Origin of the sequence: Brucella pseudogrignonensis (assembly GCF_002252525.1) — a bacterium.
Lineage (GTDB): Bacteria > Pseudomonadota > Alphaproteobacteria > Rhizobiales > Rhizobiaceae > Brucella > Brucella pseudogrignonensis.
Genome location: NZ_NNRM01000024.1, coordinates 1 through 19,427 on the forward strand (window position 1 = coordinate 1; position 19,427 = coordinate 19,427).

A 19,427-nucleotide genomic window follows, 5' to 3' on the forward strand; every position below is an offset into this window, starting at 1 on the left:
TTTAGTATTTTCAGGGAAGGATATTGGTTGCGGGGGCAGGATCTAATCTTTACTTGCTGCCCGAGCAAGTAAAGATGGTTGCGGGGACGGGCAGCCATCATAACTTGCTCTTCGAAACAGCTGCATAACCTACTCGTGGGTGACCTATTGCGCGCTGTATCCGTCAATTTTTCGAACGGAAGCGACAACCTTCGCGGAGCAAATCGATGCGTCCAGTTTCATTACCCTGCCTGCGCCAGAGTTAAGTCCGAGCGAGCATAAGGTAGGCGAAGTAAGCTATGTAGCAACCGACAAATGCTGCCCCTTCGGCCCGCGACAGAGTTCTGCCCGTGAGGAAGGCTGGAACGCAAAGCACAGTTGCCGCAGCCATAACAGGAATGTCGACGGCGATGAGCGTTCTTTCCACGGTGATCGCTTCGCTCGGAACCAGCATCGTCAGCCCAAGAATGACTGCAATATTATAGACACTGCTGCCCAAAAGATTGCCTACCGCGATCTCGCGCTCATTGCGTACGGTCGAGACGATTGTCGTGATCAGTTCAGGGCTCGATGTGCCGATTGCAACGTAAGCGGCAAGCTGACCCCATCTGGCGTCAGTAGCGCGAGCTCAGCTATTGCGTAATGACTATTCACCAGCTGTGAGCTTCTATGTCTGCGCCTATCTCTGGAACTAGAAACTTTCATATGATCGAGGCCGTTCCGGAACGTTTTGAGGGCGCGCCGCGGCAGTTTCGGCGGCGTTGGTCCGATGATTTCAAGGAGCGAGCGGTGGCTGAGGCGATGGAGCCTGGAGCGAATGTCTCGGCAATTGCGCGTCGCATCGGCATACATCCATCACAGTTATTCGGCTGGCGTCGTGATGCTCGCGCCGAACAAGGGGGCTCTTCGGTGCCTGCGGCTATTGAGTCGGATTCGGGACCGGTTTGCGCGCAGGCGGTGATCGAGGTGGTTATCGGCGACGTGATTATCCGGGCGGGGGTGGATGCCGATGAAGGACACCTCAGTCGCGTGATCCGAGCGGTGCGGTCGGCATGATCCCGTCGAACGTGAAAGTCTTTCTGGCGAGCCATCCGATCGACTTCCGTAAGGGACCTGACAGCTTGCTATCACTGGTTCGAGATGCTGGCAGTGATCCGTTCAACGGAGCTCTTTATGTCTTCCGGGCGAAACGAGCAGACCGTATCAAGATCGTATGGTGGGATGGCTCCGGCGTTTGCCTTTATGCCAAGCGGCTGGAGAAAGCCCAGTTCTGCTGGCCGCGCATCGGACATAGCCGGGTCCAGCTCAACAATGCCCAGCTTCTGGCTTTGGTGGATGGAATGGACTGGAAACGCGTTCGATCAACACCCATCAAGCCACCAGAGATTGTTGGGTAAAACCCCTGCGGCGAATTGAATCATGCACCTGAAACTGCGGGCGGATCACAGCAAAATATGCTCTGATCATACCCATGACGCGACCCGAGATAGAGCTTCCGGATGATGTAGAGGCACTCAAGGCCATGGTTCTTGCCATGGCCGAAAAGGCCGCTCGCGTCGAGGCTTTGGAAAAGCAGGTCGACGATCTCAAGGCCCGAAATGCTGATGCCGATGAGCGCATCGAGCGGCTGACACAGATCCTGAAAGCTTTTGACCGCGCGCGCTTCGGGCGGCGTTCAGAGAAACTTGCAGCGGCCAGTGTTGATGACGAGCAGCATGCTTTTGTCTTTGAGGAGATCGAGACCGGTATTGCGGCGATCAGGGCCAAGGTTACGAGTGGCATCAACAAAGATGGCAAACGTCCACCGAGGCCACGCAAGGGCTTTGCGGCGCATCTGGAGCGTATCGAAGTGGTGATCGAGCCGGAAGACTTGCCGGAGCATGCGGGCAAGACGAAAATCCTGATCGGAGAGGACATATCCGAACGCTTGGATGTCGTTGCAGCGAAGTTCCGTGTCATTGTCACGCGCCGTCCCAAATACGCTTTTAAGAACGAAGACGGCGTGATCCAGGCTGCGGCCCCGACACATATCATTGAGGCGGGCATTCCAACAGAAGCGCTTCTGGCTCAGATCGCCGTGTCCAAATATGCCGATGGCCTACCACTCTATCGGCAGGAGGCGATTTACGCCCGCGACAAGGTCGAACTTGACCGCAGGCTCATGGCTCAATGGATGGGAAAGCTGGGGTTCGAACTCGACATCCTCGCCGATTACATCCTGGACAAAATCAAGAAGGCGGAACGAATATTTGCCGACGAGACGACCCTGCCGACACTGGCGCCTGGGTCCGGGTCGGCGAAAACCGCATGGCTATGGGCCTATGCCAGGGATGACCGACCGTTCGGAGGCAATGGCCCGCCCATGGTGGCCTATCGCTTCGAAGACAGTCGGGCGACCGACTGCGTGGCACGGCACCTCAGCGGCTATCGCGGGATTCTGCAGGTTGACGGGTACGGGGCCTACAGCAAACTCGCCCGCAAGGACGGCGGCAACGACGGCGTTATTCTGGCTGGCTGCTGGGCACATAGCCGTCGCAAGTTCTATGAATTGCATGTCGCGAAAAGCTCCAAGGTGGCAACAGAGACCCTCGAGCGAATGGCAACGCTCTGGGAAATAGAAGATACCGTCCGTGGTCAAAGCCCTGAGGCGCGTGTCGCTGCCCGACAAGAACGCTCGGCGGCGATAGTCCGTGACCTCTTCACTCTCTGGCAGACGACTTTGCCGCGAGTATCAGGCAAATTGTAGCGCGCAAAATCGCGTGGCAGCGAGCGCAAGATCGAGTGGCAACAGATTTACGATGTGAAAGACCCTCACGGTAAATTCAAATCGATCCGGAGGAAAAGTGTCCGGTATCAACTATCGTACGCTTGAATGCTTCATGAATGTCCGTCGAGAGATCTTTACTTAGGATCACTTCAGGAAGTTCTCTATTTGGTAGAAGCACCATTAAAAACCTGAACTCCTGTTCTACCTGAAATTTGTCTGGCTTGAGTGAAGCTTGTTTCGCCAGACGCATCATAAGATGTTGGCTGTCAAAGCCATTAAATTGATTTGCATCTAATATCTCTTGCCGTTCTCCGTAGCTAACCGGGCAACTTATCCAGCGCGTACGAACTCCAAAAAATTCATCGGTTGCAGCTACCAAAGCCTCATTGAGTTTGTCGGCATCCAGCGTCAGATATGCAGTCAGTTCTTCGTTTGGTGCGTAGGAACGATTTAGGTCGCCGCGCATAATAGCTTCGTGTCGCTTCGGATCGTATGCCCCAAGCGACGCACAGAACATAAGGCTGTTAATCTTATCATTGAATACGAGTGAAAAACCGCTTCCAGAACCGATAGACGAAACATTCTCAAACCGACTGCTTCCAATGTTGCCTGTAAAACTAACAAGGTCTCCTTGAAGTGAAAAACCGCCCTGTCCTTCAGCTGTATCGCTAAGTGTGCCTGCGGTCTCACCCTTAGAGTACTCCTCATGTGAGCCAATCTTGAAGTAACCATTTAACATGCGCTCGAGATCTAGCGGCCTGCAATGCTTAGTCAACAGCATACTCATTCCTCTCGCTCTGTAGAAATTGACTTATCCACTTGATGCCTGAAAGCGACTCGATCAGCAATATAACAGTGGAACAGTATCTCAAGTCGTCGAAAGTGAAGTGGTGAAACTATCAGAAATCTGGATGTGGTATTGTGCGGAGCGCTTTCCTTCCGAGACTGAGCTTCCTGCAATGGAGCCGGTATCACCTTGGGATGCCGTAGAATTATTTTTTGATCTGCATCCACTATTTACCGCACGATATGACGCGATCAAACTTGTGCCGTACGACACGGCATTTGACGATGAGGTGGATGGCGCTTTGGCACACATGGCTCGATCTGATACATTCGACGGCTGGGACAAGATGAGCGCAGGTGCATGGCGAGTGATGAGCGAACGTCTTTCATATGCAGAGGCAGTTGTACTAGCGAACGAAGCGCATAAGGAGCCGGCTATAGCTCACCTACCGATCGGCCTTGATCGCCAAACCCGGGCACGTGCCTTGCTGCTAATGTTTCTTTTAGGCGGCGCACGCTCCATCGACAGGCGATTGCTTCCAAAACAGCCAGATGGATCGCTGCCGTCGTTTCCGGCGACACTCTTACTGCAAAAACATTAGATAAAACGCCGTACTGCATTGCCGTCATGACTGCACCTGTGCGGATGGCCAAACGATAGCATCAACGATAGCGCGTGCTGCGGCTTCATCTTCCGCCGCATCAATGTCGCGCTTGGCACCAAGGCGAATGCTTTCGACCATTGCTCCGATTTGCTGCCACTGCGCAAACGCCGCAAGAACCACGTCCGCAACCTCATCAATCGTCTCAGCAGTGATACCAATTTCGGATGACAGGATCGGATAATCAGACGGCTGAGGATTGCTCGCCGCTTTGAATGCCTGAGCCTCTGTAACCTTCTGCTGATAGGTCATCGCCTGACCGTGGCCCGGCGTGATGTATTTGAGGCGCTCGGCTTCAGCAGCTGCATCAATGCCGACTTTCAGCGCCGACTTGATCTGTTCGAGCGTTGCCGGTGGCTGCATACGTGCAGCGTCTATTCCGGCCTGCCACTCGGTTTCCGACATTTCCGTCGCATCCTCTGGCAAATCTGGAGCGGAACCCCAAACCTCGCGTCCATCAACTTTCATATGGAAATATTTCATAGCGGCCTCAATCGGAAAGAGCGCGGATATAGGTGTCGAGAACAACAATCGGACCCGTTGCGAGATCCTTTTCCACCATCAGGTAAAGGGTGTATGTCGCCGTTGGATCAAGGTTGTTGAACTCAGCCGAAAGCGTCATTGGCTGTTGGATGCTGCTCGCTTCTGAACCGGAGCCGTTTGTGTAAAGGCCGAGATACTGTGAACCTTGATCTGCCTGACCAGATCGCCTCAAAACCAGATAGCCAATGACGCCAGCAAATGTTGTGCTGATATTCTTAACGCCGCAATATGCTGAAACCGACAAGTAGGTCACGCCGGTAATCGACGCGATGCTTTGAGCGCTGTTAGCAGATTTCACACCGGAAATATCAGAAAGAGCGACGCCAGGAGTGAAGGCATTCCATCGTCTTGCGGCTTTTGGTGCAAGCTTCTCAAAATACAGCATCGGGTTCATGAGAATGAACGCGGTACCATCGTAATAGAAGACGGCATCGCGTCCTGATGCCAATTCTCCTGCGAACACACCGCGACCATTGCTATAACGGATCGGCTTTGCACCCAGACCGTTCAGATTAAGCGTTGGGCCATCAGCAGTGTTTGTCGTTGAAATACGCACACGCGCGACCAGACCAGCCGCATATGCTTGTGTAGCAGGAGTGAGCGTGGCTGTAAGCGCATTTGCCGATCCACCGGCTACGGCATAGCTCCATTTGCCGGACTGGGCATCAAGCGCGAGCTTTTCCACATAGGCACCGCCTACTTTCTCGAACACACGCCCATCCGGCAGGCTGACACCATGCCCATCCTTAGTGTTGACGATGCGCCATGTTGAACCTGTCCATTCAGCAAGTTTTTGTTGATTTCCAGTCCAAGTTCCGCTTGCCCCAGCCGGTATTACGTATGCATCGCCTAGGACTGCATCATTCGGCGGCGCGGTCGTGGTCATAGAAATGACCGGCAACCAGGCTGCGCGGTTTGCAAAGCCCGGTGCCGCGATCGATTGCAGTGCTTCCCAAAGTTGCTGCTGGTTTTCCGGATCAAGGACAAATCCCGAATTTTCGATAACGGCGCAGATTTCTTCCTGCCAATCATTGAGGATTTTATCTGTTACTTCCGTGCCAGGAACGCCTGCCGCTGCATTCTGCGAGCGAAAGCCGCGCCTGCCGCCGCCAATATCGACCCAATCATTGCCGTTGACGCGATCCATGTCAGTTCTCCTGATACGAGAAAACAAGTTGTGTGTGGGCGGGCTTCAGGCGGCGAAGCTCGCATTCGATATCGCTGATCTCGAAGCCGCCGAGCGGTTGTCCTGCTGTGTTGACGCCTGCGCGGAATATCCATTCCGAGATCAGCTGAAGTTTCACGCGCCATGTGAACTGTTCACCTTCAGCAATCAGAGCTTGTCCGGCGCGAAGCACGCCGGCCTTGGAAGGCCAGAACTCCTCGATCTCGATCGTGTGGCCGAGACTTGCCGCCATCCTGACGAAATACGGGATGCTGGCTCCGCCCTTGGCGATCCAGCGCTGGTGTGCCCGACGCTGGCGCTGTTCAAGCGTCTGACTACCCAGATCGCGCCCGCAAGGATCAGGACCAAGAACCCGTTCAAAATCCGGCAACAGGGCATTGGCCGTGCGCGGATCGATTTCGTTCATCAGACTTTCAGCGTCAGCTTCTGCCTGGACGAGAACCTTGGCGATGCTATCGAGGATTGCGTCGAGAACGCCTTCACGCTTTCCAAGCACAAAGCCGCGTGGAAGCTTGCCGATCAGGCTGGCGAGGATGGATGACTGTGGACGCGTCATAGCGGTTCCTCGAAAGTGATCTCGCCGGGAAGCGGGTATTGGTCGCGATCAAGGGTGAACGGCGCTGACGGTGAAATCAGATCGTGAGCGTATTCGCCAGATGCAGCTGAGATCGCCTCGGAAATGCGTGACGGTTCAATGCGAGCGCCGATAGGGCTTTCGTTCTGATCGTCGTTCGCATCGCCGATCGTTGCGATGAATGCCGCATATGCTTCCTGAACTGCCGCGCGTGTGGCGACCTTGTCTGGACGAACGCGGACGGTGATAGGGATCGCCCGCATTTCGGCAGGCACAATGACGACATGGGCTGTGACCGGCCGAACGCCGGAAGACGAACCGGGAGCGCCCAGATAGCTAAGCATCTCGGTCATTTCCGATTCGGTCGGCGTACGGGCAGAAGTGCCATCTTTCATGGCGACAATGACGCCAACAGAACCACGACCGATCCAGTCGGTTTCCGGCTTTACGGCACGAACCGCGAATTTTTCCCGCAACCAGGTCGGATAATCGAAGCCAGCGCCGCCATGCGGGCGCTGCCGGATGTAGGCCATGGTTGCGTCGGCCAGTTCCGCTGGGGTTTCCGCCTCCGCGCCACCTGCAATTCCTTCAGCCGCGACTGCGATACGGTTGATCTCAGGAAAGGCGGTGACCGTGCGCAGCCTGATACCGGCTTCCAGATTGCCTGCCGGGCCAGCAACAGATGCGATGACCGATATTGCAGCCCCCCCATTCGGGCCAATGATCGCGGTTTCCGTGGTTTTAAAGATCGTGCCATCGGAACCAGCGATTTCAAGATCGGCAGGAATGGGTGTTCCTGCCGCGCCCTCAATATCCACCTTGCCGACAGCGAATGTGGCCGGACGGGCTACAATGCCCCAGATATCGGCATGACGCTGGACGAACTCGTCTTCGGCCGTATCAACAAAGTACTGTCTGCCCCACCATGCGACATGATCGTGGATCTCGCGCGCCTCCAGTGCTACGGCGCGGCTGATCATGGCGAGCATGCCGCGAGCCGAACGAACGGCACGGGAAATCGCAAGCGGATCAACAAGCGGCCGCACAACGGAAATGCTGAACTCCATGGCCGAGGCGATACGTTCAGCGATGGTCTTTGCGGATGGAACGGGCCAAGGCATCAGGCAGTCCTCCGGCCGGAAATAGCGGTATCATCGACCAAGACGCGCCAGCCGAGCATTTGCGGCGCGACCCATTCCGTCTCGATCTCGGCTGGAATGCCGGTATCGGAGGTCACCCATTCAAGGCTTTCAGCAAGCCAGCTCTGGTAAAGAAGGCGGGTTGTTTCGGTTTCCTTGGCGCGATCAAGCAGCCAGCAGCGCGAACCGATACGCTCGCCATAGGGATCAAGCGCGTCGGCTGCAGCACCTCGACGAACATCGATGCCGGACCCTGTCAGGAATTGCGAGCGGCCTTCCGGCAGCGGATCGTCGGGGTTGGCACGGCGATCAAGGCCGACAGAAAGAAGCACCGGCGTGATCGGGGTTTCATCAATGATGAGATCGCCGTCCGCGCCGATCTCCAGATCAGCGCGGCGGGTTTCGGGGTCATAGATGAGTGCCACATCGTAAAACATGCCCCGGTTCTATCGCGCGCGCGCGAAAACGATCATGCCCACCGAGGCGGGCACGAAACAGATTAACCTTGGGGAGGTCCACTGGTCCCGCTTCCGGGAACCACACCAATGTGTATGTGGGTTTTGTCTATCACCACACCATCGTGGGTAATCGTTCCGCCATCGATGTCAACGCCGCCCGGCGAGACCGTCACGGTAACGCCACCAACCTTCAGCACGATCGACGCTCCCGCCTGAATGCTGACGGTTCCGTCTGCACCCACGAGAATGCCGTCGCCGTGCTGATTATAAAGTGCCGTTTCACCCGGCTTCAGCCCACCCATACGGGCAGATGGATTACCGACCGGCAAGAGTACGATGTCATCCTCATTGCCGCCAATGGCAACCGCGACGGCAAGTGCGCCGTCTTCCGGTGCCGAGGTTGCCAGCCCATAAGGCTGCATGATCTCGACCTTGTCGCGCCAGATGCCAGGAGCAACTTCCACAGAGGCGGTCTGTGTTTCGCCATCGTCATTGACGTTCTTCAGAACGACGCGGCGAACAATCCCACGAACCTTGCTGGCAGTTTCATGATCCATGGTTGACCTCACATTATTCCAAGTTACAGGGCCGATGCAGTGCCGTCCAGCGGCCCGCCCGATCCCTTGCCCTTGCTCTTTTTGCCGCTCTTCTTGCGGCCCTTAACGTTCTTTCGACGGCCCTTTACAGGCTTATTGTCGAAGGCTTCCGGCGACGTGACTGCGATTTCGGTTTCGCAGCCGCTGTCCTCCTGCTGCAGGAAGGTCACGCGGGAAATCAGCATGTCGCGAAACACGTCCTGAAAGGAATCGGAGACCTCGACCATTTCATTGACGCGCCACAGACGCCCGTTCGCCTTGTAGCCATGAACGCGATAGGAGATTTCCTCGCTCTCGCCGCGCTTGGTACGCATGCGCCAGTCGGCTTCATCCTTGCAGCCCTTGTCGTCGGCCTTGGAGCGGGCCAGATGCACAATCGGACGATAGCGCCTGATTTCGTCATCAGTCGCCTCGCCACTGGCGACAACGCCGCGCCGTTCGCGTTCAGTTGCCGAACCGTCAGTTGCTTCCCTGTCTTCCGGGTTTACCGGAGCACTGCCGCCCAGAAGCGGAGCAGCGCGACCGTCGCGAACGGTAGCAGCCTTTTCCGACTGACCGCGCACGATAACCTTGGAATGCCGATCCTTATGGGTGAACTGGCCGGAGGAGCCTTTCACGTTCCCAGGCAGTGAAAGTGCTGCCGGAGCGCGATTGGCTCCGGTCCGGGTGATGACGACACCGCCGACGCCATCCGACATGACAAGTGCATGGCGCTGGCGTGTGCCCTTATCGATGGCGCTCAAGCCGGTTTCGGAAAGATCGATACCGTAGCGCGGGAATGCGTGGCCGGTATCGATCTCGGAGCGGACGGAAAGCCCGAATGGCTCAGCGATGCGCTTGACCGCCTCTTCCAGTTTGATGTTGTTAAATTCGGAAGGCCCGGTCGGCGCGGCGGTGCTGTCAACCAGATCGCCCGCCTTGTCCTTGCCAGATATCGAGACCATGGCGCGCTCTTCATCGATATCGGGCGAAACGGTTTCGATATAGCCTTTGAGGACGAGCTGATCCTCGACATAAGCTTCCGCTTCCATACCGGGCTTCAGCTTGAACACCGCATTTGCAGGCGATGCAAAATCGAAGGTGGACAACGCCCGGCTATAATCGCGCAGTTCGAAACTGAAGGAGCCGCTGAAATCCTTCAGGTCGCGGGTGATGTTGGCATTCGTCCACTGGTCGAATATCTGCCCGTTCACCTTCAGCCAGATCGAGCGCGCCATTATTCCGTCACCTCGACGCGGCCCGCAGGAATGCGGGCTGGATGGCGTGGCCGGTTGCGCTCGATGATCGAGAGGTAGCCGTCCTCGATCGCGGACGGATCGTCACCATAAATATGATTGGCGATCTGAAAGGCATCTGTCGGACGGTCCGTTTCGATGATGCGCGATGCTGGCAAGCGCCCGATCGCTTCATTGATATCGGCAATCAGGCACAAGCGGACATCGCGGGTGGCGCGGATGGTGGCGCTGGCCTCGGCAGCAAAATCGGAATCGGAAAGGCTGGATAGCAGATCGGTATAGGCATCCAGTTGGCCGACCAGGCTGTCGCGCAGCGCGCTTGCTTCCGCTCGTGAACCGAACTCGACATAGGCCGCAAGTTGACCAGCCTTGGCAAGCGCATCGCCAGCCGTTCCGGCCAAGAGCACCGTGTCCGGACGCGATACAGTATCACCGGCAAGAGCGACAAAAGCAGCCCCGGCACTGGCGTTGATATCGAGCGCCTGACGCGCAGACAGGCCGGTGTAGGAACTGGTTGCCTCTGCTGCCGGAGCAACCGCAGGCGTTCCGGCGAGATCGGGAACGAGATTGACGATCATGTCCGTCACCGAGCTGGCGGCGCTGGACAAGGCTTCAGGTGTGGCAGGCAAGGATTGCGGCAGGACTGCGGAGATCAGGGCAGAAGCCCTTCCGGCGCTGGATTGCCAGTAGGAAACAACTTGTCGAGCGGTGCGCTGTGTGGCGTCGGTGCGAAGCCGGGACAGGGTTCGCCTCGATGTCGATGTAGTGAGAGACGTGGCAAGCGAGACGAGCGAAAGTGCAGCACCTATCAGCGCCGAGGCGGTGGAGGCAAAGCCTGAAAGGCCCATACCATTGTAGCGCTTGAAGGTGGCGCTGAAGCGGACGACGCGCAGCTCGTGGGCGGCAAAGGAAATCTCGGCCGTCTCTTCCATGATGACCTGCATCGGGCCAAGCCATGGATGGATGAGCGTTCCCGGTCCCGGCGTCTCGAATGCGGCCTTCAGGGCTTGTGCCTGGGCAATATAGGAATCGCTGACGATCAGCCCTTCAACCTGGACGGTTTGTGTCGCAAGGCCGAAATCGTCATACGCCGCCTGATCGATACCGGGGAACAGATGCTCGGCAACGCGGCGCCCGACCTGTGTTGACGTGTCCGGTACGTGGAAGGAAATGCCACGATATGAAGCTGGAAGCAGTCCGGGCAGAACGTCGCTGATGCTGTCGAAGATCATGGTTGTCCCTATGCCCTGCCGATGACGCGGCCACGGTCGGTCGTAAGCCCGACATTCTTGTTGTCGGACGTAGCGCTTGCGAGCCTGCCCGGACCATCGACCTTGATGCGGATATCGCCACCGACATTGACCGACTGCGCCGCACCGGCAACAGCTGCAAGGCGTGTCGGCGTCGAGAGACTGGCGCGCTGATCAGGATTATTGCCGTTTGCGGGCGTCGGCCGCTTCAGCTCCGGCAATGGAGGAACCACAAGGTTTCCGTTCAACGCACCGCGAGCATCTTTTCCGGTGATCTGACCGTTGAAGTCTTTCATATCTGCCGGAACGCCGAGAATGGCTTGCTTCACGGCATTGACCGCGCTGACGATACCGTCGAGCCAGCCCTTGATCTTGTTGTAGACAGGCTCGAAACCAGCGGCGAGCGCATCCCACGCCAACACCGGCAGATCGATCGGCATTTTCAGGAACCCCCACAGCTTTTCGACGCCGGAAGCAAGGTTCCCAACAAGTTGACCGGCCTGTTCGGGAAACCACTTTGCCCAATCTGGCATCTGTCCACCTGCTGCCCACTTGGCCAGATCGGCCAGTCCCTTCGTCAGTGCCGAAATCCCCTGCCAGATTTTCTCAAGGCCGGTGAATTTCAGCAGTTCCAGCTTGCCGAGCCATTCGCCCATGGTGCGTGCAAAGCCGCTCATCTTGCTGGTGTCAAAACCAACGAGCTGCATCAGGTTGGTGGCAAGCGTACCGAGCGCACTGCCCATATCCTTCAAGTTGTTCCAGGTATCGCCCATGTGGCCAAAGGTGCGTTTCAGGCTTTCGCCGATCGGCGCCAGCGAAGGTTCGATGCCCTTGCCAATATCCTTCAGCGCGGTCCATGCGGTTTGAAGCCCGTTGAAGACGCCTTCAAGAACCTTCAAACTGCCCACTTTCAGGCTGTCAAAGTTGATGTTTGCGAAGATCGAGCGGGCACCATTGGAAATCCGCGACCATGCACGCGGTGCAGCATCTGCCACATAGTTCCAGGCACGAACCGCGCCGTCCGACACACGCGACCAGACGCGGGAAAGATAAGGCTGCGCCTGTCCCCAGAGCCGCTTCGTGCCTTCCCATGCCTTGGAGGCGCGATCCTTCAGGCCATCCCAGAACTTCATGAGTTTTGGCGCGACCTTGTCCCAGTTCTTGGCAATCAGGACGCCAGCGCCAGCCAGCAGGCCGATCACAATGCCAAGCGGTGACAGGATCACGCCGACCAACGCGCCGATTGCACCAAGACCCGCACCGATAATCGGAAGGACAACGCCGAGCGCGCCAAGCGCCGTGACCAGGAGAACGACACCGCCTGCGCCAGTCAGCAAGGTTTTCATCCAGCCGCCTGTTGCCTGATCGAACTGCCGCACCCAGCGAATACCGGCGAGCAGCCATTCATTGATGGTCGGAAGCCATTCACCGAAAGCAAAGCCGACCTCGCGAATGGACTGTGTGCCGATTTCATTGAGGATCGTCAGCTGTCGGTTCATGCCCGCCATCTGTGTCTCGAAGTCGGTGTCGATCGCTGCACCCGTCGCGGCGGCAACCTTCTCCTTGATGTCCTTGTATTCCTGCACGTTCGCCATGAACGGCACGATGAAATCCAGCACCTGCTGATCGGAGAACAGCTCGGACACCTTGCTGGCCGCGCCGATCGCTTCCAGCTGCTGGCGAACATAGGCAAGCGCTTCGGCACCCTTGAGGCCGTTCTTTTCTGCGGCCTTCATGTATTTGCCGATCTGCTCTTCGCCGACGCCGGTGAGCTTTCCGACCTTCTGCAGCATGGCTTCCAGCGGGTTGATCCCCTTGGATGCAGCATCCAGCATGACCGCCTGAATATCGACGCCCATGCCAGCAAAGTTCTTGATGGTGCGCTCAGACAGCGCCTTCGACAGGAAGTTCGAAAGATTGTTCGCCGCGATCGACGGATCGGACGTGCCCTTCATGGCGATCTGGAGAGCCGAGCCGAGGAAGTTGACGGCCTCGCGGCCCTTCACACCGAACTTTGCCACCTGCGAAGTCAGGCGCGGGAAATGCTGCGCCATGTCCTTCAACTCGAAGGAACCTTCCTTACCGGCGATCACAAGCGCGCCCAGGCTGTCGCGCATCTGATCGGCGGGAAGCTTCAGGTTGTTGAGCATGGCCGTGCCAACGCCAGCCATGTCGGAGAATTCTGCATTCGCGGCCGTAGCAGCGCGGCCGATATCGCCAATGGTGGCGTCGATCAGCTTTTGATCGACACCGGCAGCAATCATCTGGCCTGCACCGGCCGCGATCGTTTCCGACGCCTGACCGATGACAAGGGCCAGTTCCTCATACTCGACCTTGGCCTTGGCCGCGAAATCAAACGCGGCCTTGCCTGAGAGTTCGGCGGTGCCTGCAATGTCGAGCAGCTGTTGCTGGAAGGCTGCGGCTTCCTGAACCGGCCCCATGAAGGAAATAGCGGCGACCGCCGTACCGAGAACCCCGATACGGCGTGCAAAGCCGGTCAATTTCTGAAGGTTGCCCGTAAGGCGGCGCATCGGACTGGAGAGCTGATCGCGAAGCCGGACCAGAACATCGAGCGCCATTGATTTTGATGCCATGGTCTAGCCCTCTGCCTCTTTGATCCTGTTGCGAAACGCCATGATGCTGTTCCACCAGAAGGTGGCGGTTGCCGCGTCCATCAGGTCGATTTCAGCGGCAGAGAAGCCCGATCCATCGGCGATCCCGCCGAGGATTACTTGCCAGTCTTCCGGCCACTCGCCAAAAAAGAGGACAACACCTGCGCGGCTGCGGTGATGTCGGCCGCATCGAGCCTGTCATAAAGCACGTTCATGATGGCCTGGCTGATCCGCGTCGAACGCGAAAACGCGACGACGTTCATCGAATCTTCGGAAGTTGCAGAAATTGCCCGCTGATCAGCGCCGGTCAGACGATGGAAGGTCAGTTCGGAATATTTCTCCTCACGTACTTTCCCGCCCTTCTTGATCTCCAGTGTCCGAGGATAAAGCAGTGGCAGCGTGACCGAACCATTGTCATTCTGGACGGCATGATCCGGCAGGCGATCATTCGGATCGATATCCTCATCGACATCGGCGATCACGCCCGCCTTGGTGGAAGCAGGTCTGTCCAGGTCCACCACTGCGTCCGTGACCGGACGCTCTTCATCGGTGAGATCGAGATCGACAACATTCTTAGCCATTAAAGCACCTCTTCAGGAGCGCCGCCCGCCCACTTGAGTTCAATCTTGCCGCCTTCACCGCCGGTGATGTCCGGATGGTCGGTTAGGAAGGCGTCAGCGAAAATGAAGGTCTGGCCGGTATCGCAGACAACCTGCAATTCGCCTTCGCCCTCATCCCAGAGACCGCCGTAGCGCTGTCCCTTTTCGAGGTTCGTTGTCGCTGTGACCTCCGAAGCCTCGAACTCCTGGGCGCGACCGACCTTGCGGCCGTAGGTAACGGCATTGTTCTTGATGCCGCCAACCTTGATCTTCGCGCCCTTTTCGACGGGGATGTTTCGGCCCCGCCAAACGATGTCCACAATGCCAAGTACCTGTGCCATGGTTCTCGTTCCTTACCTTTAGACCTGGAATTCCAGTGAACCGGCGAGCACCATCAGATTGCCGACGATGTTGATCTGCTGTCGGCTTTCGAGACGGTTCTTGTCACTGGATGAACGCTGGAATGCGCTCTGCTTGATGGTTGCCTCGACGTTCTGTATCCAGACCAAGTCGCCATAGCGGCGGCAGCGGCCCGCCCAGGAGGCGTGCATCCGGCGCGGCGTGACGACCGAAGAACCGGGTTCCTCATCATCGCCGACATTGGTCGCGAATGCCGCACTGTCCTCATCATCCGTGAGCTTGGCACGCGGATAGAGCAGCGAGACGTAAGAGTTCCAGTCGTAACGGATACGCGACAAGGTGGCGGGCACCATGATGTCGAGCCACGCCTCGTCATCGACGTTAAGATTGGATTTGCGGTACGTGGTGATGAGACGCGAGATCGTGACCGAACCGTCCGAAAGACTTTCGAAGGTCGAGACACCCCGGCGAAGAAGCAGATCGCGTTCCGTCTCGATGAACTGGTCGGCAGCACTTGGCGCTTCCACGCCAGGCACAACAAGCGAGCGCAACTGGCGGGCCGGGTCGTTGGCAAGGTGGAAGCTTGCAAGCCCCATGACTGCCGCCGACAACACCCACGAGCTGGTTGGCGAGCCATTCAGGCCCACTGCCGTCAGGAACGGGCAGTTCGTCAGCTGGCCCCAGGTGCCGAGATCGGCAAACGTACCGCTCCTGCCGACATAGCCATGCGCATCGAGCTTCGACATCGCGGTGAAGCGATTGGTCAGGAAGTCTGCGAACACGCCCATATTGGTCGGATCGCTGAACGGCTGCTGGATCGCCGTGTACCAGGTATTGGCGATCACATCGAGCGCGGGCGTCAGATCGGGATTGCCAGAACCGCCAGCCATCTTGGCGATCGCAACGTTGAGGCCGGTCGGTAGTGGCTGCGCCTCGATGTCGACGCGCAGATCGATATCGTTGCCGACTTCACCGCCATGGCGGCTGGTGACGGTAACAACACCGGCAGCGGCTGCGGCTGTGACCGGCAGGCTGGTATTCTCGTTGATCGCGGCGGCGAGCGATGCTGCGAGCTGTGCGACGGTGGCAGTGGACTGTGCGGTGAAACGCACCTGCTGACCGGCAATCCTGAAGCGAAGGACAAGAGCTTGCGAGACCGCGCCGGTAAATGTGATGGTGCCGCTGGCCTTTACCGCGTCTTCATCGTCAGCGATCGCCATGACGAAGAGGCTTTGGGTCTTATTGGTCTTGCGGAACGCCTTCACCTGTTCGGCGCCAATCGAACCGATACCAAACAGCGCCTGACCTTCGGTGTCGCGAACGACTTCCGTGATGGTGCCGGGCTGCAAGGTGCCGGTTGCAAGCCTCAGACCGATGATCAGGTTCTGCACCGGATAATCGAAGATACCGAGATTGCGATAGTTCGGCTTGACCTCAAGATAGGTGCCGGGAGAGCGCCAGTCGGTCGGGATTTCGTCAAAAACGAAGTCAGCCATGATTATTTACCTCCGTTCCGGGCCTTGCCGGCCGTGTCGTCGTTGGCGTTGCTGTCAGTGCCGGTCGGCACTGGCGCGGCTGGAGCTTTGACGCCAACCTCGACCAGATCGCCGTCCGCGATGCGGCGGCGTATATAAAGAGTGACGGGGACCGTCGCGCCGCCTTCAGGCCAGTCACGGCCATCTTCCATGGGCACGGTGCGGCCGGGTGCGAGCTTCAGCTTTTTCTCAAGCATGGCTTTCCTCGGGGTTGATGGTGTCGGTGATGACAGGTTCTTCCGCATCATTCGTGATCCAGGTGATACCGAGCGACTTGAGATCGTCGGCAGTCTTGATCTGGAAGGCGGAAAGCGGCGACGTGAAACGCACATCAAAATCGATCTGGGCAAGCACAGTGGCGTCGTCGGCCCATCCATCAGCATAGACGGCTTCGGCGCGCGTGACCGTGCAAGTGCCAATGTCCGGCAAGGTGCAGCCGCTCAAAAGGACACTCGACACGTCGATCATGGCATCAAGGCCGATATCGAACCGATCGCCCTTGAAGCGGGCATCAAGATTGCTCGACGCTTTGACGACCAGGACAAGCCGCCAATTGGCAGCACCCGACAGCAACCGGCCGTGGTCCCGATCCGGCTGAAGGCCCATCCAGGCGAGACCGATAAACGGCTTCAGGCGAACAATGCGCTCAAATTCCTTGACGGTCAGAACGGCAGGAACGCGCTCAATCTGGAATTTCTTTTCCGGGAATGCGAGGCGCAACCGCGTAATAATTGCGGCTTCCATGACCCTGATCGGCGCTTTGGTGAGTTCAGGTTCAGCCATCTCACCAGCCCTTCAGCGATTCATCAGAGAATATGGCGGGACGGCCGGAAAAGCGCGGGCCGTTGGACTTTCCAAAGTTTCCAGCCGATGCGGCCTCGATGGAGATCAAGCCCTTGGCGATGTTTTCCAGCCAGGTAATGACTTCCTTGCGTTCAAGGCGCATCTGTTCGGTCGGCTCGGTACGCTCCCCCTTTGCAAGATCATAGCGGGCGAGAACGCATGCGGCGCGCACGATATCCTTCGGAACCTCTGCGAGCGGCACCTTGTAACGGCCGCGCAGATAGCCGTCGATCAGTGCCGTGGCGTCGGCCAGGGCAACTTCGATCTTGGCTGGATCAAGGGTTTCGGTTTCACGGTCTTCCGGCATGGAGAGCCGGACCATTTCCGTGTTGCCGAAACGCTCGACCATATTTGCGACTGTGGCGTACAAGAGCCATTCTCCAATTTAAGGTGGAAGCCGCCTGCCGCGACGGCTTCCGGGTCATGGCCTGTTTCAGCGGCGGCCCGGTATTAGTCGTCCAGCTCGATCAGCTCAGCGACCAGATCGGGATCGCCCAAAATCTGGTTGAGCTGGAAAGGCTCAAACTTATCGATCGGATATTCATTCGTGCCATTATGGCGACAACCGCCACGGCGGATGCCTTCGACCTTTGCCGTGATACGAATGCCGTTGCATCCAAATTTGCCGTGCTTGGCGGCATAGCGTTCGACCGCAGCTGCGATGAAATCAAAGCCCGCGTCCTTCGCGGCCTGGACGGATGCAGCGACAATCTCATCGACTTCGATCTCCGAAGCCACCACCGTCTGGTCGCTGACGGGACCGACCGTATTGCCGGTCCCGTCATTGGTCGCAGTCGCCGGGGAGGTATTGGTTGTCGTTGCATCGCCCTGGACGGCCCCGCCGTTCTGGCCGGTGTTGCCGGGTGTGTTCAGCAGAGGGCCACCTACTGGCTCGGCAGCGGGCACTTTCTTGGTGTCGTCGGTGGGCTTTGCAGCTTTTGCCATGTTCTTGCTCCGTTGTTTCAGGGCTTTTCAAAGGGGACTTGAGACCCTTTTGAGAAACCCTCCCGCCCGTTATGGCGGGAGTGCTTTTCAGTTCTTCTCGATCGGCTATTCGATGAGCGTTCGGGGAACTGGAAGTGGCAGGCGCACATCCATGCTTCTCGACTTGGCGAGGATGGAAACGTCTGTCGGGCGAAGCATCGCGACGAAGGCCAGATCAGAAGCTGGTTGCAGGCTCATGTCCTGACTGACGGTCGCCACCAGTGCCGAGGCGGGCACGAGCGCTTCGCTGTTAGCAGAGTAGAAATCGACAGGATTGGAGAGGATTTTTTCATAGGCGGGGATATCGACAGCCGATGCCGGTGCGATCGATGTGAGGGCAAAAGCCGCCACAATCGCGAACATGCTGCCGAAAAACAGACCCACTTTCCTCATGGTAAAAACTCCGGGTTCAAGTGCAGTGACAGGGTTAGTCCGGTATGCGCCGCCCGCTGTTGGTGCGGGCGGAACTCTTGGGGGCGCTGGATTAAGCCAGCAGCGGGATGACGACCGGCTCGGCCGTGCCTTTCCACTCGTTGCTCTCACCGTTCGCTGCCAGCTCGTTGAGCAGCAGCTTGCGAGCGGCTCCTTCCAGTGTGGACGGCACGAGCAACTTGCGCGGATTGATGGAGATCACTTCGCCGTTGCGTTTGCGGATGGAAGTCATCGCGGCGCGGGCAGCGGCATAGTTCTCGGCATTCAACGGCAGCTTGGACTTGTAGATCAGCTGCCAGAGGCCATAACCGGCATTGCAGCGACCATCGACGCCATAGACCGCCTTGCCGCCGAAGAAGACGGTATCGTCGGTCGCCTGATCCTTGCGGATGAGCTGGAAGCTCTTGCGGCTCTGATAGATGATCGGCTTGATGACCTGACTGTCATCGACCAGGTACCAGGCCGGAGACGAACCGGCAGCGAAGTTGGAGACCGAAGTTTCCTTGCCATCCTCATCGTAGCCGGGATGATCGGTGTCGAAAAAGTTCTGGCCGTCATAGCACTTGGTCGCTTCGCCGTTCTTCAGGAGCGGGAAAACCAGCTGATCCGGGAACTGCGCGGCATTCTGGCCGAGCTGCGCCGCCATGGATGAGAGGAAGCCCAGCTGATCGTCTTCCACCTGGGAGATGCGAACGCCGATCGTGCCTTCAAATTCCTTGTTGCGGATCGTGTAGGTCTGCATCGACAGGTCATGAACGATGCGGTCGCCGATCCATTCACGTATCCCTGGCAGATCGTCCATACGCGGATATTCGTTTGCCGCCGTGGTCGATGGAACGGTCATAGCGACGGTCTGATAATGCGTCGTCGTGGAACCAAGCTGCGCG

General features: G+C 57.8%; 23 protein-coding genes and 1 pseudogene. 4 read left to right on the plus strand and 20 right to left on the minus strand.

The window, feature by feature from the left end; translation table 11 throughout:
- Window positions 1–241: 241 nt before the first annotated feature.
- Window positions 242–559: a sodium:calcium antiporter gene (locus CEV34_RS14375; protein WP_094543801.1), complete on the minus strand. Its 318-nt coding sequence runs from the start codon at window positions 557–559 to the stop codon at window positions 242–244.
- Between the two features lie 125 nt (window positions 560–684).
- On the opposite strand from CEV34_RS14375, the gene CEV34_RS14380 reads away from it, so the two are divergent.
- From CEV34_RS14380 to tnpC, 3 genes and pseudogenes are all read left to right on the plus strand, one after another.
- Complete coding sequence (locus tag CEV34_RS14380; protein ID WP_235819058.1) at window positions 685–1,035, plus strand: transposase; 351 nt, start codon at window positions 685–687, stop codon at window positions 1,033–1,035.
- A complete protein-coding gene (tnpB, locus tag CEV34_RS14385; protein WP_012478067.1) occupies window positions 1,032–1,376 on the plus strand; it encodes an IS66 family insertion sequence element accessory protein TnpB in 345 nt (114 codons plus the stop codon). The genes CEV34_RS14380 and tnpB overlap by 4 nt, the downstream gene beginning before the upstream one ends.
- A gap of 74 nt (window positions 1,377–1,450) precedes the next feature.
- A pseudogene (gene tnpC, locus CEV34_RS14390) lies at window positions 1,451–2,719 on the plus strand (IS66 family transposase); the annotation flags it as partial.
- Between the two features lie 82 nt (window positions 2,720–2,801).
- Here tnpC and CEV34_RS14395 read toward each other — a convergent pair.
- Window positions 2,802–3,533 carry a hypothetical protein gene (locus CEV34_RS14395; protein ID WP_094543803.1) on the minus strand — a complete coding sequence of 244 codons (732 nt, stop codon included), beginning with the start codon at window positions 3,531–3,533 and terminating at the stop codon, window positions 2,802–2,804.
- Window positions 3,534–3,633: 100 nt separating this feature from the next.
- Here CEV34_RS14395 and CEV34_RS14400 point away from each other — a divergent pair, with 100 nt between their 5' ends.
- Window positions 3,634–4,134 carry a hypothetical protein gene (locus CEV34_RS14400; RefSeq protein WP_143853378.1) on the plus strand — a complete coding sequence of 167 codons (501 nt, stop codon included), beginning with the start codon at window positions 3,634–3,636 and terminating at the stop codon, window positions 4,132–4,134.
- Window positions 4,135–4,158: 24 nt separating this feature from the next.
- Here the strand turns inward: CEV34_RS14400 and CEV34_RS14405 are convergent, their stop codons facing one another.
- From CEV34_RS14405 to CEV34_RS14490, 18 genes are all read right to left on the minus strand, one after another.
- The gene (locus CEV34_RS14405) at window positions 4,159–4,677 is read right to left on the minus strand and encodes a hypothetical protein (protein WP_094543805.1); all 519 of its coding nucleotides are present in this window, start codon (window positions 4,675–4,677) and stop codon (window positions 4,159–4,161) included.
- A 7-nt stretch (window positions 4,678–4,684) separates the two neighbouring features.
- Window positions 4,685–5,884: a DUF2793 domain-containing protein gene (locus tag CEV34_RS14410; RefSeq protein ID WP_094543806.1), complete on the minus strand. Its 1,200-nt coding sequence runs from the start codon at window positions 5,882–5,884 to the stop codon at window positions 4,685–4,687.
- A 1-nt stretch (window position 5,885) separates the two neighbouring features.
- Window positions 5,886–6,479, minus strand: coding sequence for a YmfQ family protein (locus CEV34_RS14415; protein ID WP_094543807.1), 594 nt, complete (start codon window positions 6,477–6,479; stop codon window positions 5,886–5,888).
- Window positions 6,476–7,618: a baseplate J/gp47 family protein gene (locus CEV34_RS14420; protein ID WP_094543808.1), complete on the minus strand. Its 1,143-nt coding sequence runs from the start codon at window positions 7,616–7,618 to the stop codon at window positions 6,476–6,478. The genes CEV34_RS14415 and CEV34_RS14420 overlap by 4 nt, the downstream gene beginning before the upstream one ends.
- Window positions 7,618–8,073, minus strand: a complete 456-nt coding sequence (locus CEV34_RS14425; protein WP_094543724.1) for a phage GP46 family protein — start codon at window positions 8,071–8,073, stop codon at window positions 7,618–7,620. The genes CEV34_RS14420 and CEV34_RS14425 overlap by 1 nt, the downstream gene beginning before the upstream one ends.
- A gap of 62 nt (window positions 8,074–8,135) precedes the next feature.
- Window positions 8,136–8,651 carry a phage baseplate assembly protein domain-containing protein gene (locus CEV34_RS14430; protein WP_094543809.1) on the minus strand — a complete coding sequence of 172 codons (516 nt, stop codon included), beginning with the start codon at window positions 8,649–8,651 and terminating at the stop codon, window positions 8,136–8,138.
- Window positions 8,652–8,674: 23 nt separating this feature from the next.
- Window positions 8,675–9,907, minus strand: coding sequence for a phage baseplate assembly protein (locus CEV34_RS14435; protein WP_094543810.1), 1,233 nt, complete (start codon window positions 9,905–9,907; stop codon window positions 8,675–8,677).
- Window positions 9,907–11,157 (minus strand): DNA circularization N-terminal domain-containing protein, encoded by a 1,251-nt coding sequence (locus tag CEV34_RS14440; RefSeq protein WP_094543811.1) that lies wholly within the window; start codon window positions 11,155–11,157, stop codon window positions 9,907–9,909. The genes CEV34_RS14435 and CEV34_RS14440 overlap by 1 nt, the downstream gene beginning before the upstream one ends.
- 8 nt (window positions 11,158–11,165) lie before the next feature.
- Window positions 11,166–13,769, minus strand: coding sequence for a phage tail tape measure protein (locus CEV34_RS14445; RefSeq protein ID WP_094543812.1), 2,604 nt, complete (start codon window positions 13,767–13,769; stop codon window positions 11,166–11,168).
- A 134-nt stretch (window positions 13,770–13,903) separates the two neighbouring features.
- Window positions 13,904–14,368 carry a phage tail assembly protein gene (locus tag CEV34_RS14450; protein WP_094543813.1) on the minus strand — a complete coding sequence of 155 codons (465 nt, stop codon included), beginning with the start codon at window positions 14,366–14,368 and terminating at the stop codon, window positions 13,904–13,906.
- On the minus strand, window positions 14,368–14,727 hold the full coding sequence (locus CEV34_RS14455; protein ID WP_094543814.1) for a phage tail tube protein: 360 nt from the start codon (window positions 14,725–14,727) through the stop codon (window positions 14,368–14,370). The genes CEV34_RS14450 and CEV34_RS14455 overlap by 1 nt, the downstream gene beginning before the upstream one ends.
- A gap of 18 nt (window positions 14,728–14,745) precedes the next feature.
- Complete coding sequence (locus tag CEV34_RS14460; RefSeq protein WP_094543815.1) at window positions 14,746–16,242, minus strand: phage tail protein; 1,497 nt, start codon at window positions 16,240–16,242, stop codon at window positions 14,746–14,748.
- 2 nt (window positions 16,243–16,244) lie between these two features.
- Window positions 16,245–16,478 (minus strand): DUF2635 domain-containing protein, encoded by a 234-nt coding sequence (locus CEV34_RS14465; protein WP_094543816.1) that lies wholly within the window; start codon window positions 16,476–16,478, stop codon window positions 16,245–16,247.
- A complete protein-coding gene (locus CEV34_RS14470) occupies window positions 16,471–17,064 on the minus strand; it encodes a hypothetical protein (RefSeq protein ID WP_094543817.1) in 594 nt (197 codons plus the stop codon). The genes CEV34_RS14465 and CEV34_RS14470 overlap by 8 nt, the downstream gene beginning before the upstream one ends.
- A gap of 1 nt (window position 17,065) precedes the next feature.
- The gene (locus CEV34_RS14475) at window positions 17,066–17,494 is read right to left on the minus strand and encodes a gp436 family protein (RefSeq protein ID WP_094543818.1); all 429 of its coding nucleotides are present in this window, start codon (window positions 17,492–17,494) and stop codon (window positions 17,066–17,068) included.
- 80 nt (window positions 17,495–17,574) lie between these two features.
- Window positions 17,575–18,069 (minus strand): hypothetical protein, encoded by a 495-nt coding sequence (locus tag CEV34_RS14480; protein WP_094543819.1) that lies wholly within the window; start codon window positions 18,067–18,069, stop codon window positions 17,575–17,577.
- A gap of 105 nt (window positions 18,070–18,174) precedes the next feature.
- On the minus strand, window positions 18,175–18,501 hold the full coding sequence (locus CEV34_RS14485; RefSeq protein ID WP_143853380.1) for a hypothetical protein: 327 nt from the start codon (window positions 18,499–18,501) through the stop codon (window positions 18,175–18,177).
- A gap of 91 nt (window positions 18,502–18,592) precedes the next feature.
- Window positions 18,593–19,427 (minus strand): Mu-like prophage major head subunit gpT family protein (locus tag CEV34_RS14490; protein ID WP_094543821.1); only part of this gene is annotated, 835 nt, incomplete at its 5' end.